This is a genomic window from Propionibacterium sp. (genome assembly GCF_047719395.1).
In the GTDB taxonomy this organism is placed as follows: Bacteria; Actinomycetota; Actinomycetes; order Propionibacteriales; family Propionibacteriaceae; genus Propionibacterium.
Map to the genome: position 1 here is coordinate 40,272 of NZ_JBDNTB010000012.1, position 13,072 is coordinate 53,343.

Genomic DNA, 13,072 nt, shown 5'->3' on the forward strand with positions numbered 1-13,072 from the left:
CGCAGAGCCCCGGCCCATCGAAGGCCGCGACGCACGCAGCGACGCGCAACAAGCAGTGAGGAGAACACAATGGCCATCGATCCGAAGAATCCGCCGACCAACGAGAACGGTTCCCCAGCGATCAGCGAGGAGCATTCGCTGACGGTAGGCACGGACGGCCCGGTCGTCCTTCATGACGTGCACCTGGTGGAAACCCTCGCGCACTTCAATCGTGAACGGGTCCCCGAGCGCAGCCCCCATGCAAAGGGCTCGGGTGCTTTTGGCGAGCTCGAGATCACCCACGATGTGAGCGCCTACACGAAGGCCGATTTCCTTCAGCTCGGTCGTCACACCCCGATGCTGGCCCGGTTCAGCACCGTGGCCGGTGAGCAGGGCTCACCCGACACCTGGCGCGATGTACGCGGATTCGCGCTGAAGTTCTACACCCAGCAGGGCAATTTCGACATGGTCGGCAACAACACGCCGGTCTTCTTCGTCCGCGATCCCCTGAAGTTCCCGCACTTCATCCGGTCCCAGAAGCGGCTTCCTGACAAGGGGCTTCGTTCCCCGAACATGCAGTGGGACTTCTGGACGCTGTCGCCCGAATCGGCGCACCAGGTGTCCTATCTGATGGGCCCGCGTGGCCTGCCGCGCAATTGGCGCCACATGAACGGCTATTCCTCGCACACCTATTCATGGACCAATGCCGAGGGCAAGCTCTTCTGGGTGAAGTACCACTTCCACACCGACCAGGGTGTGGAGAACATGTCGAACGACGAAGCCATGGAGATCACCGGCAAGAATGCCGATTATCACCGTGAGGATCTTTTCGACGCGATCGCCGAGAACAATTATCCGAGCTGGACCTTCAAGGTGCAGATCATGCCCTATGAGGACGCCGAGGGGTACCGCTTCAATCCCTTCGACCTCACCAAGGTGTGGCCGCACAAGGACTATCCGCTCATCGAGGTCGGCAAGTTCCAGCTGAACCGCAATCCGGAGAATTTCTTCGGTCAGATCGAGCAGGCGGCGTTCTCGCCGTCCAACACCGTGCCGGGTACTGGTTTCTCGCCGGACAAGATGCTGTTGGGCCGGGTGTTCGCCTACAACGACGCCGCTCGCACCCGTATCGGGCCGAACTTCGAGCAGCTGGAGGTGAATCGTCCGATCGTGCCGACCAACGCCTACACCTTCGACGGGCACATGCGCGTCGCGGATTCGGGCAATGCGCCGGTGTACGCCCCGAATTCCTACGGGCGCCCCTGGGCTGTGGGTGAGGGCAAGGCCGATGACTCCTGGGAGAACGACGGTGACCTGGTGCGTTCTGCAGCCCGGTTGCATGCTGAGGACGATGATTTCGGCCAGGCGCACTCCTTGGTGCGCGACGTCTTCAGCGACAAGGAGCGCGCCGATCTTGTGGACACGCTCGTGAGCCAGATCGTCGACACCGATGTGGAAGAGCCGGTGAAGACCCACATGATCGAGTACTGGACCAAGATCGACTCCGAGGTGGGTGCAGCCATCGCGAAGCAGGTCTGAGATTTGCCTGATGAAGAACCGGGCGTGAACTTCTGAGGATTCTCCAGTCTCAATGGGTGGTTACGGCACTGGAGACCGATGGTTTTTCACGCCCGGTTCTGCGTGCTTCCGTCATGCCCGTGCGACAAGGGGTTGTTCGGGGTTCCCATGGGTTCTGGAACCGAGTGCGGATGAGGTCGGCCATGGCATCAATGGTTACTTGATGGTTGCGAATGCTGCCCGGTTGCTCGGGCACGGGCTCATTGCGGAAGGCTCGAATATGGGTCGACAAGCACGATCACCGGTGAGGAGCCCCGTGGGAGCGTCGGCCTTACTTGTGCAGATGCGGATCCTTTTCCAGACGATTACCGAGATTTCGCCCCAGAGTTCGACTCAGTTCCTTATCATCTATACGATAACCAGTTGAGAAACCTCTGAAATTCACTGGTTCGGATTCGTCAGTTCGTATTCGCAGCAGGGTGGAAAACTCCTGACAAACGCGAAAACTCCTGACAAACGAAGGGATCGGGTTGTCTGCAGCACAAGCAGCCACAGAAATGTCTTTTCCCTGGTCGGAAACGCAGACCGTAACGGGCATTCGCAGGAGCTGGCAACGGAAAGTTCGCGCAATCCTGTCCTGTGCCGATTTCCTGGTGATCGCTGCTTCCGTGCTCGTGACTGTCTGCTTCTGGGTGGATCCGGATTCCCGGGTTACCGGGTTGATCGGTATCTCCTACTGGATGCTTGCCGTGGTGGCCATCCCTACCTGGTTCCTCGTCATGGGCGCTGCAGGGGCGCGTTGCACGAGACTGCTCGGGGCGGGGCTTGAGGAGTACCGAAGAGTCGTCGAAGCCAGCCTGTGGTTCTTCGGTGCCTGGGCGGTGGTGTCGTACGTGCTCCAGGCCTCGATCTCACGATGGCTGTTCGTCATCACTCTCCCGGTGGGCGTGACGATGCTGTTGCTCGAGCGATGGACTTTCAGGAAGGTCATCAGCGCCCAACGTGTCAAGGGCCGGGCCATGACGTCGACACTCCTCGTGGGCACTGCACCTCAGGTGAGCGACCTGCTGCGTACGCTCGAAAAGCGACCTGATGTGGGTTACCGGGCAGCAGGTGTTTGCGTCGTGGGGCCGAGCGCTTCCAATACCGAGCTACCACCAGATGTGATTGTTCACAGGCCTGATGACCTGATCTGGGCTGCTACAGAGGGAACCTATGGTGCAGTCATCATCGCTGATGGTTTGAGACGCTCGATCGTGCGCGATCTCGCCTGGCAATTGGAGAGCAGACCAACCGAGCTCATATTCCTGCCCCGAATCATGGACATAGCGGGGCCGAGAATACAGATCAGCGACGTGGAGGGCTTGTCGCTGGTGCACGTGGACCTGCCTCGCTTCAGAGGCTGGAGGCTTTGGCTCAAGCGCGGCTTCGACATCGTGGTCTCGGCGATCGCGCTCGTTCTGCTCTCACCGGTGTTCCTGGTGGTGGCAGGGCTCATCAAGAGAGACGACGGTGGTCCGGTGTTCTTCCGCCAGGACCGCATCGGGCTGCGGGGCACGACGATCACAGTGCACAAGTTCCGCACCATGTGCGTGGATGCCGAGGCGAAGATCGACGCACTCATCGACGCCAATGGTGGGAAAGCGCTGTTGTTCAAGATGGAGAACGACCCCCGCATCACACCCATCGGGAGGATCCTGCGGAAGTACTCGATCGATGAGTTGCCACAATTCTGGTCCGTGCTGAGGGGCGGTATGAGTGTGGTGGGGCCACGACCCGGATTGCTGCGGGAGGTGTCGGAGTACAGCCGCGCCTACTACCGTCGCCTGCTCATCAAACCGGGAATCACCGGTCTGTGGCAGGTGAACGGGCGCTCAGACCTATCTCTCAAGGAGAGCGTCCGGCTCGACCTTCGGTATGTGGAGAATTGGTCGCTGGTGGGGGATCTCATGATCATTCTCAAGACAGTGCGGGTGGTTCTGAGGCCGGATGGGGCCTATTGACGTCAACTGGCAGCACGGTTTGAAGGACTCAGACATTTCACGGAGGTCACTTCGTCCAAGTGGGTGCGCTGCTGGAGAGCACACCTCTGAAGACCCCGAATAGAGTCGCGAAGTCAAGAATTGTTGACCCATTTATGGGCTATAGGTCGGAGAGTCTGTGGCTTTCATTGCGCGAAAGTCCGCCCAATGAGCGGTCTGATTGTTCATGAGTGGTTGGCCCTCCGTGGCGGGTCCGAACGAGTAGTAGACGCTATGCGGCAGGCATTCCCAGCAGCAGATCTTCTTGCCCTATGGAATGACGCACCCGAAAAGTACATTGGCGTTCATGAGCCATGGCTCGCACGGACCCCGCTGCGTCATCACAAGGCATGGGCGCTGCCACTCATGCCGCACGTAGGAGGCACGTTGTACCTCCTACCGACGTCTACGACTGGGTGTTGGTGAGTTCGCATTTCTTTGCGCATCACGTAGATGTTCGCAACCTCGCTGGGGATAGAGTGCCAAAGTTTGTATACACTCACACACCCGCTCGCTATATTTGGGAGCAGGAATTGGATGAACGGGGAAGTGGCTAGCCACCAGAGGCGTGTCGTCGATGCTCAAGCCTCTGGATTTCCGTCGGGCGCAAGAAGTAATCTCCATTGCCTCAAATTCGAAGTTTGTTCAAGAGCGAGTCCGACGTGTATGGCACAAGCTCCTCCGCCATTTCTCCGTCCGGTGGACGTGGAGCTGATTCAGAGCGTATCTGATTGGCGAATCAGACTTACTTCCCAAGAGTTGAGTGAAATTGAAGCGCTGCCAGAAGAATTCATTCTCGGTACATCAAGATTCGTTCCGTACAAGCGCCTCGACTGGGTTATTCGGGCGTGTGCAGAAGTTGACATTCCAGTCGTTATTGCAGGTGGAGGACCGGAGGAAGCTCACCTGAGGGCAATGGCCGAGGAGGTCAACGTACTCGTGAGGTTTGTGATCGATCCATCTACTCCTTTGCTGTACGCACTCTACCAATCCGCCCGACTCTTTGTTTTCCCGGCCATTGAGGATTTCGGCATCATGCCGGTGGAAGCTCACGCAGCAGGCACAGCAGTGGTCACCACCAGAATCGGCGGTGCAACGGAATCCCATATCGATGGTATTTCCGGGGTAACGGCCAGTTCGGATGAACCAAATGCCATTGGTCGAGCTGTCGCAGCCGCCATGGACCTGAGCTCAAGCATCAATTCCATGAGCATGGTCGAACGATTTGGCAGGAGCCGATTCTGTCGGAAAATCCAGGAATGGATGGTGAGGGCGAAATGACAGTCTACCAATGGTTCTGCGACCCAAGTCGCAATGATTATTGCGGACAATCCAGGATTCTTGCGCTTGGCCGCGTGCCAGACAAGGAGGTGATTTGATTGTATCGACATGTCAAGGCCCTTGTCTTCCATCTCTGGTTGAAGGTTTTGACCTTCCGTCAGTTGAGGCACAAGTTTGCGGCTGTCCTGTTGCTTTGTCAGATTAAGATGGGAGTGGAAGAATGCTTGACATGCTGCGACAACAATTGTGCGGGTCCACTGCGGACTTCGACCTCCCTGTTGCGTTGAAGGCTGTGGCTCGGCTCTCCTATGGGGGAGAGAGCCAGCTCGTATGGGGGAGAGAGCCAGCTCGCAGTAGCACAGTTGCACCCAACCGAAGGTGAGACTCAGGTTCAAGGTGCGAGGGCTTGCGGATGCTGACGCCTGCGGTTTCAGGCTTGCGTCCACGTGAGGAGCGCGACAGCTCTGGTCACGCTGACTTGCCGTTGGTGTTCTTTTCTTCAGCGGCCTATCCCTTCGGGATCGTGCTGCTTGTGATCGTGATTGTCATCGGCGCGCAGAGATCGACGGACCCCGCCTTTGTCTCGGGTGTATTCGTGGCAGCCACCATGGCGGTGCTATTGGGAACTGTCCTCTCCCGGAGGGTGGGCGGACTTATGTGGGCATCTCCTACTTCTTCGCGCTGTTCTTGGCGGTCCCTGCAGCCTTCCAGATAAGGAAGAATAGCTAGCCATTCGGCGGCTCCTACAGTACGGAACAACTTAACGCGGGACTCTTCGTCCTAGCGCTCGGTCTGCTCTCTCTGCTAGTGGGCATGGGACTCGTGTCAGCTCACCGCCGTACGGAAAATGGATACGCAGGTCGTCGAAGAGTTCCCTCGCGGGGAGCGTCTTCACGCAGCGCTCTATCCGGCTTGCGCTGAAGCTAAGCCTGGTGTTCACCGCGGTTGTGGCTGCGCTTGGTGTGTTAGCTGGGCCCAGCCAGCTCCTCACGGCTCGCGCTGACGCGACGGAAGACCTGGGAGGCTCCCCAGGGACTGTTCATTGCTCGCAGCTTTGCCGTCGTGGCTCTGCGGTTGAACATCATCGCTCTTAGGAACTCGCCCGAGCGGGCGCTCCACAATATCTCTCGGGTGCGCCTATTTCTGGTTGGTGCTGTCGTCTGCATAGTGAGTTTTCCGCCAGCACTGCCCAGATTCCAACTCTGGGAATCGCCTTCGCTGTGACATTACTGGTTTTCGACTTTTGCCGACCAGTTATCAAGGCACTGTACACTGGAGCGGCGACATTCTTCCTACTATTTGTCTTCGCTTTAGTAAAGGACCTACGAGATAACACACTATCTACGTCATTTGCGTCAAGCGCACTTACACAACAAGACCTCAGGGAATATTTGCTGAGCATGGGCTTCGACGGATTCAAGCAGACAGTGGATACCCTGATCTACTACTCCCAGGAGAGCCCACGTTGGGGGGCGAACTTCCTTGGGTTAATCCTTTTTGGGTGCCCCGCTCACTCTGGCTTGGTAAACCTATTTCCACTGGGTAGATCGTGAGCGAAGGGATGGGTTACTGGTCACAAACGGATCGAATCCGCTGCTGGCTGAGGTCTATGCGAGTTTGGGGGCTCGTAGGGGTGATCGTCGTACTCTTTATTGTTGGGGTGAGTGTAATGTTCATCAAACGACCAGAGCCCACGCCGAAAGAATTACCTGTTTCGCGACTGGTCGTCTATGCGGCAGCCCATCTTCACCGATAGCGCCTAGGAGCCACTAATGCGCATACCATAGACAGAGACTTTCTTGCAGAACGCGCATGTCGCGCACCAATCTCCCCTCCACTCAGCCACTGTCGAATCAAGGATGGTGACGTTCAGCACGCGGAAGAATCGAATTTGACGACCAGACGGGCCAGTAGCCTCAAGGGCAATCTCGAACGTCCCGCCAATGATCACGATGTTCTCATCATGGGGACTGTTCGTTAAACGGTGTGTGGGCCTGGCGGTTTTCATTAGTGGGTGGTTTTCTCGAACCGTCCGGTGAAGGTGATCGCGAAGGCGTTGAGGGCTGGCTTACACCGGATCATCCAGTGTGCCTCCCGCCGCCGGTAGGGTCAAGCGACCGTGTTACGAGATATAAGCACTTCAGTGCAGCGGTCTCGTTGGGGAAGTGGCCGCGCGCTCGGACGGCCCTGCGGTAGCGGGCGTTGATCGATTCGATCGTGTTGGTCGTGCAGATCACTCGCCGGATCTCGACGTCGTATTCGAGGAACGGCACGATACTGCGCTCAGGAGTTGCGCCAGAGTTGGATGATCGCCGGATATCGTTCACCCCACTGCTCAGCGAACTCATTGTCGCGATGCGCTCGGTCGTCATATTCTCACGCGCGGTGACGAGGATTCGCTGCGCAGCTCGGACGCTGCCAGTGCTACGCGGGTGTCGAAGCTGATCAGGTCGCGGGGGCAGGACAGCCGAAGCGATCCTGTGGGCGTCCAATGGATCCGATTTTCCACTGCCGCGTTGGGCTCGCGCGTTCATTCGCGTAGCCTCCACGACGTCGTAGCCGGCTCGATTCACCGCAGAGGCCAGTTGGGCGTCATAGGTGGTGACGCCTTCGATTGCCCACAAGGTGGCCGGTAGCCCTCGATGCGGCGTGCTGCCCATGCGATCGACCGGTTCATGCCGGCGTCGGTGGTGGGGAACTGTTCTGTTGCGGTTAGTTCGCCGGTCGCGGCGACCACGATGGCGAGGGCGTGGGTGTCTGCGCCGATGATGAACGGGTGGGCATGCGCGACGAAGGTCACGGCGGATTCCTTCCAGACGGGCGACATGTCTGGCCGCTGATGCGGCCGACGCCAGCCTGGATGGAAGTCACTTCGGGGCAGCACTGTGATGAGCCACGATCCGCAGTTGAGCGGGGACGGGCAGTCTTCTGATCAAGCTATCGAGGTGGAGTCGGGATTGGCGTCGACAGCCTCGCATTCGGTGGCGAGCGTGCGGTAGAAGCGTTCGACTTTCCCGTTGGTCTGCGGATGGTAGGGCTTGGTTCACTTGTGCTTCTTGTGCTTCACGTCCTCGCCGAGCGCTTCCGCGAAGGCGTGGGAGCGGTAGCAGGATCCGTTGCCGGTCATCACAGCGGTGATGGTCACGCCGAGGCGGGCGAGGAACCTGTTCGCGCGGGTCCAGAACCCGGTCGCGGTCGCCTTGCGCTCGTCGTCGAGGACCTCCGAGTAGGCGACTCTGGAGTGGTCGTCCACGGCATGGTGGAAATACCGGTAGCCTACGGGAGATGGCCGCGCCGGAACGGGCAGCCTTGTCGCGTGCGATACCGGCCTTGCGATCCTGGATCGATCCGCGCCCGGGAGCGCGCCACCCACCGCCATCGGGGATACGGCCCTGCTTCTTGATGTCGACGTGCACCAGTAGGCCGGGCGCGGCGACCCCGTACCGCTTCGGTGCCGGCTTACGCACCGGCAACCCGGTGGACTGGTCGGTGTTCGCGAGCTTCGCCATGCCGTATCGGCCCAGGACGCGTCCGACAGTCGAGCGATGCAACCGCAGGTGATACGCGATCCGGTGCGGACCCCACTGGCGGGTGAACCGTAACGCTACGATCCGCCGCTCCGACTTCACCGCCAGCCTGTTCGCCGACGTCTGCGGCCTCGATCTGCGGTCAGTCAGCGGCAGCCTGGCCCGATACCGGTCAACCCACCGTTCCGCCGTGGCCGGTGAGCACTGGAACCGTTCCGCCGTGCGCCGCAACGACCAGCGCCGATCAACGGCAATAAAGCAAGACGACGACGCCCCTCCGGCGTCAAGGGCGCGTTAGCGTGAGTCAGAAGACCTCCGTGGTTCGCACGTGAATGTGGTAACCCACATCCTTCCCGGAGGTCTTCACCTACCTCAGCCGTTCACAACTTGCCGGGGAAATACATCTGATATGTAGTGTTGTTTTGTTAAGCGAGCAGGTTCGGGTCAAGACTGTGGGACCCGCACCAGCCCGCCAGTTCCCGAACGATAGCGATGTTGGCCACACTGGGACGCTTGTTACGGGCCTTGAACTGGTTCCACGCCGGTTGCCCGCGTCGCCGCGGGCCCAGACCTCAGGCGATGCGAGATCCCAGCGGCCGCGCATCGCCTTGCCGGCCACGTAACGGTGCTGGTGATGCCAGGCCGCCTCGACCAGCAACCGGCGACATGTCCTGCCGGTCTTGATGATCGGGCCCTGGGCCCTGGAAGCGCCCGAGGAACACTCGGAGGGCACCAAGCCCACACAGGCGCCAAGCGAGTTGCCGGTGAACCGGTTCCAGTCGCCGATCTCGACGGCCAGACCCAACCCCGTCAGATCCGAGATGCCCCTCAGCCACCCCAGGCGTCGGATGATCAGGGTCCAGGATGAATCAGCGGTGATCTGGCTGATCCACTCGTCGAGACGGTCCCTGCGCCGGATGGTGGAAATGACGTGGTCCAGGCCCTCGTCGAAGGCCGTCTGGGTGGCCGCCAGGTCGAAGTGCTGGCCTTCCAGCCAACCCAAATCGGCCCCCGCCCAAGCCTTCCCACCCGAGTACACCACGCCGTGGCCCAACAACAATTTGGGCACCCGGTGCCGGGTCCCCATCAAATCGGCCCTGCAGTCCTCGCGGGCCCGCACCAGATCCCAGACGGCCTCGGTCTCCTGGCCGCACGGTGACGGCCGTGTACTCGTCCAACCTCAGCAGCCTGGCCAGATGAGCGACATCCCGGGCATCAGTCATGACCCGCTCGCCAGCCGGACGCTGCACCTTCGAGGCAGCGGCCACCACACAGCGGATCCCCCCAACATCAGTGCCCGGGCCCCGTAGCCCGTCGGGCCTGCCTCGTAGATCGCCGCCGCAAGACCCGGCAACCCCTCAATCCATCGCGTGTGCCACCACCTGCCGGGCGTGCACATCCAGTCCCACACTCGTACGCTCGTTGAACAACGGGGCCTCCCACGAATGTCGGAACAGCCAGACAGCCCACCCGCCTGGCAACCCACGCATCATTACGCGGAGAGGCCCCGGTCCGCCAGAGCTACCCCAGATGGGGTCACGACATACCGTCTAGCGCGGGCCAAGGCATGAGTTTGAGGAGTGACGCTTCGTACAGCGCACCGTATTGGTATGACGCACTTCGTGCCCTGATACCCTTCAGCTGTCGTTCTCAGTGCCTGAAAGGCTGCTCATGGACCTGCGAAACTATGCGGACGTGCTCCGGAAGCGGTGGTTCTGTGTGGTACTTGGGCTCGTGTTTGCTGTGGCTGTCTCCGCGGTGGTAACGGTGGCGATGCCACGGAAGTACACATCGGATACGCAGCTGTTCTTCGCTACTACAGGCGCGCAGTCAAATGCGGATATCAATGAGGGTTCCAGTTTCACCCAGCAGCAGATGAAATCGTTTTCTCAAGTGGCGACGTCTCCCAGTGTTCTGCAGCCGGTGATTGACAAGCTTGGTCTGGCTACGACGCCGACGAAGCTTGCTAAGAGCGTAGTGGCCACCTCAACGACCAGTACTGTCGTCATGGATCTCAGTGTCGAGGCGGATTCCGCGCAGTCGGCCAACGAGATCGCAACGGCAATTTCAGTGCAATTGATCACCGTGGTTCAAGGGCTGTCACCCGCCAGGTCGGATGGTTCGGCCACGATCAAAGTGAGCGTCATCACTCCTGCGACGCTTCCATCGGCTGCGTCTAGCCCGAAGCCGGTCAGGAACATCGGTATTGGTGTGCTGGTCGGCCTGGTCATCGGCATTGCGGCGGCTCTTCTTGTGGAGAACTTCGACACCCGAATCCGTTCGGGCCGTGACCTCAAGTCCTTCGATGTCCCCGAGCTCGGTGGGCTTCCCACCGCGACGATGGATGATCGCATGGCTTTGGTTCGCGATGGCGACTCCGAGAGCCAGTGGGCGGAGGCCGTGCGCCGGGTGAGAACGAATCTGCAGTTCGTGGCGGTCACCGTTGAGGGATCGGTCTTCCAGATCACGTCCGCGATCCCTGGTGAAGGCAAGACGACCACGGCTATCGCTGTTGCGGCTGCGCTGGCTTTGACGGGGGAGCGGGTGCTGCTCGTCGATGGTGATCTTCGCCGGCCTTCAGTAGCAAAAACCTTGGGCATCGAGTCCCATGTTGGTCTTACGACCGTTCTGGTTGGCCGTGCCCGTCTGCGAGATGTCGTTCAGCCCTGGCAGGACAGCACGCTTGATGTGCTGCCACTCGGACGCCGTGCGCCGAACCCCAGTGAGCTGCTGGGTTCTGAGCGCATGAAGGTACTCATCAAGGAGATGGCAGCCAGCTACGACAGGGTCATCATCGATGCCCCGCCTGTCCTTCCGGTCACCGACTCTGCGGTGCTCACCCGCTGGACCGATGGCGTGGTCTTTGTTGCTTGCGCCAACAAGGTGAAGCGACCTGAGGTCGGCGCAGCGCTCGATTCGCTGCAGCAGGTTGATGCAAACGTTCTGGGCATTGTTCTCAACAGGCTTGATGGCTCTCGGGGGAGCTATGGCGATGGGTATGGCTATCGATACGAATACAGGAGTTCGAAAGACTCGTCTGACTCCATCAAGAAAGACTCGTCTGACTCCATCAACTCAGTCGAGGAAGTAGCTCCCATTGGCAGGATGGCACCACGCTGGCCTACCGAACAGGCGCCGCAACGAGCCCGCGAATCTGTTGATCTCGACGCTTCCTCGGCAACATCCCGCATACCTCGAGTATGACGGCGTCACGCCTGGCCTGGACGGACAGGCAGGACAGGAGGCATCGCGCCCGTCCCAGAGCCATTCATGCGAGCCTCTCCCACGCGGCGCCCCTCGCCCACGGACTGGCGCGCAGGGACGCCTTCTCAACGTGCGTTTTTCACTCCAGGAATGTCCGCCGGATTGTCTCGACGGCCTGCTCGATCTGCACGATGGCTTGCTCGTAGTCCGTTTGCGTTCCCCCGTAGGGATCCTTCACGTCATCGTCGCCCGTGAACGACCTGCCGCGATACCGGGACGCAGGCTCCACCATCTGGCGCAACCTCTCTTCCGGCTCATCATGGGCCTGCCACTGAACCCTGCCCGAGTCGACCAGATCGACAGCAATGCGGGCGAATTCCTTGAGAGTGAAACTCCTGCGCACAGCCATCGGGTTGAGCTCCGCCACGGCTCCGCGCTGATCCGTGGTCATGGTGAGTACCAAGTCGATGCCGTCGAGCTCACGCTCAGTCACCGTGTGCGCACGGTGTGGGTCCGGAGTGATGCCCCGGGAAACAAGCAGCTGACGAATGTGCGGTTCCATGTCGGAGTCTCGCACCGATCTCGTTCCCGCGCTGGTGGCCTCGACGACACCGGGAAGGGCTGCATTGAGCATCGCCGCTGCAGCAGGCGAACGGCAGATGTTCCCAGTACAGACGGTGAGTACACGCAATGTCATGAGCCCGATTCCCCTCAGCGGATTGCCCAGCTCGGCGCTGACAGAATAGCTTTGCGAGCTGACACAGATGGGCGCGAAGGTCCTCCGGTTCTCGATCGCCTGGACGCGCATCTTCCACAGAGGCCATCGGCCAGATGAACGATGCCGGTCCGGCGCGCCACGACGACGCGGTCAGCACCTGCATCGGACATCTGGCCGATGTACCACCGGGCCACTTTCACTGTGCAACAGTCGGGCCGTCCGAGGCGTGCGAACTCACACAGTCAATGTGGTCTGATCGTCGTTGACAACAACTGAGCCGTCGATGCCGATCACCTTGACAGGAACGGCTGATTCCGATGCCTCGGTTGTTTCGGCAACGAGGGCATCCGAGCCGAGGGCTTCTGCAGCCAGGACCTGAGCGCTGGATTTCCTGGGCAGCTGGGCCTCTCCGGGCTTGGCGTCGTCGAGCAGGGTGAGGTCGCGGTTGGCGGTCTCGGGCACGGTGCATGCTGAGGCGAAGGCGATGATGCCGGCGACGGCCATGTAGATGGCCAGCGGAATCCAGATGTGGAATTTGGCGAGCAGGGCGGTGCAGACGAAGGGTGCGATGCCGCCGCCGATCGCGGTGGAGACTTCGCGGGCCAGGGTCATGCCGGCGTAGCGGTAGCGGCTGCCGAACAGTTCGGGGAAGTAGGACATCTGAATACCGACGGCCCCATAAGCAGCGGTCGCGTAGCCCAGCAGCACGGCGATGAGCACCAGCCAGCTCTTGCCGGTTTCCATGATCGGGAAGTACACGAAGGGCAGCACGACGCACAGGCCGGCGACCACCAGGTAGGGGCGCTTGCGTCCGAGCTTGTCAG

8 protein-coding genes and 3 pseudogenes are annotated in these 13,072 nt (G+C 60.3%); 4 read left to right on the top strand and 7 right to left on the bottom strand.

Going from position 1 to position 13,072, the window contains the following annotated elements:
• The first annotated feature begins 69 nt into the window (after nucleotides 1–69).
• The 3 genes from ABF648_RS03540 (at nucleotide 70) to ABF648_RS03550 (ending at nucleotide 4,799) form a co-directional block, all read left to right on the top strand.
• Nucleotides 70–1,518, top strand: a complete 1,449-nt coding sequence (locus ABF648_RS03540; protein WP_415630915.1) for a catalase — start codon at nucleotides 70–72, stop codon at nucleotides 1,516–1,518.
• A 632-nt stretch (nucleotides 1,519–2,150) separates the two neighbouring features.
• Nucleotides 2,151–3,500, top strand: coding sequence for a sugar transferase (locus tag ABF648_RS03545; protein WP_415630916.1), 1,350 nt, complete (start codon nucleotides 2,151–2,153; stop codon nucleotides 3,498–3,500).
• Nucleotides 3,501–4,217: 717 nt separating this feature from the next.
• Nucleotides 4,218–4,799, top strand: coding sequence for a glycosyltransferase (locus ABF648_RS03550; RefSeq protein ID WP_415630917.1), 582 nt, complete (start codon nucleotides 4,218–4,220; stop codon nucleotides 4,797–4,799).
• A 2,007-nt stretch (nucleotides 4,800–6,806) separates the two neighbouring features.
• Here ABF648_RS03550 and ABF648_RS03555 read toward each other — a convergent pair.
• The 5 genes and pseudogenes from ABF648_RS03555 to ABF648_RS03575 form a co-directional block, all read right to left on the bottom strand.
• Nucleotides 6,807–7,145 (bottom strand): annotated as a pseudogene (locus ABF648_RS03555) (transposase); the annotation flags it as partial.
• A 47-nt stretch (nucleotides 7,146–7,192) separates the two neighbouring features.
• Nucleotides 7,193–7,459: pseudogene (locus ABF648_RS03560) on the bottom strand (hypothetical protein); the annotation flags it as partial.
• Complete coding sequence (locus tag ABF648_RS03565; protein ID WP_415630924.1) at nucleotides 7,369–7,599, bottom strand: hypothetical protein; 231 nt, start codon at nucleotides 7,597–7,599, stop codon at nucleotides 7,369–7,371. The pseudogene ABF648_RS03560 and the gene ABF648_RS03565, both read right to left, overlap by 91 nt.
• A gap of 177 nt (nucleotides 7,600–7,776) precedes the next feature.
• Nucleotides 7,777–8,634, bottom strand: a pseudogene (locus ABF648_RS03570) (IS481 family transposase); the annotation flags it as partial.
• A 59-nt stretch (nucleotides 8,635–8,693) separates the two neighbouring features.
• Nucleotides 8,694–9,395, bottom strand: a complete 702-nt coding sequence (locus ABF648_RS03575) for a transposase (RefSeq protein ID WP_415630918.1) — start codon at nucleotides 9,393–9,395, stop codon at nucleotides 8,694–8,696.
• A 602-nt stretch (nucleotides 9,396–9,997) separates the two neighbouring features.
• Between ABF648_RS03575 and ABF648_RS03580 the strand changes: the two genes are divergently transcribed.
• A complete protein-coding gene (locus ABF648_RS03580) occupies nucleotides 9,998–11,530 on the top strand; it encodes a polysaccharide biosynthesis tyrosine autokinase (RefSeq protein ID WP_415630919.1) in 1,533 nt (510 codons plus the stop codon).
• Nucleotides 11,531–11,669: 139 nt separating this feature from the next.
• On the opposite strand, the gene ABF648_RS03585 is transcribed toward ABF648_RS03580, so the two are convergent.
• Together ABF648_RS03585 and ABF648_RS03590 are read right to left on the bottom strand one after the other, a co-directional pair.
• Nucleotides 11,670–12,227, bottom strand: a complete 558-nt coding sequence (locus ABF648_RS03585; RefSeq protein WP_415630920.1) for a hypothetical protein — start codon at nucleotides 12,225–12,227, stop codon at nucleotides 11,670–11,672.
• A gap of 255 nt (nucleotides 12,228–12,482) precedes the next feature.
• Nucleotides 12,483–13,072 (bottom strand): MFS transporter (locus tag ABF648_RS03590; RefSeq protein ID WP_415630921.1); only part of this gene is annotated, 590 nt, incomplete at its 5' end.

Bases quoted from the DNA above. Each gene is read 5' to 3' on its own strand.
- ABF648_RS03540 (WP_415630915.1), top strand. From the start codon at position 70: ATGGCCATCGATCCGAAGAATCCGCCGACCAACGAGAACGGTTCCCCA.
- ABF648_RS03580 (WP_415630919.1), top strand. From the start codon at position 9,998: ATGGACCTGCGAAACTATGCGGACGTGCTCCGGAAGCGGTGGTTCTGT.
- ABF648_RS03585 (WP_415630920.1), bottom strand. From the start codon at position 12,227: ATGACATTGCGTGTACTCACCGTCTGTACTGGGAACATCTGCCGTTCG.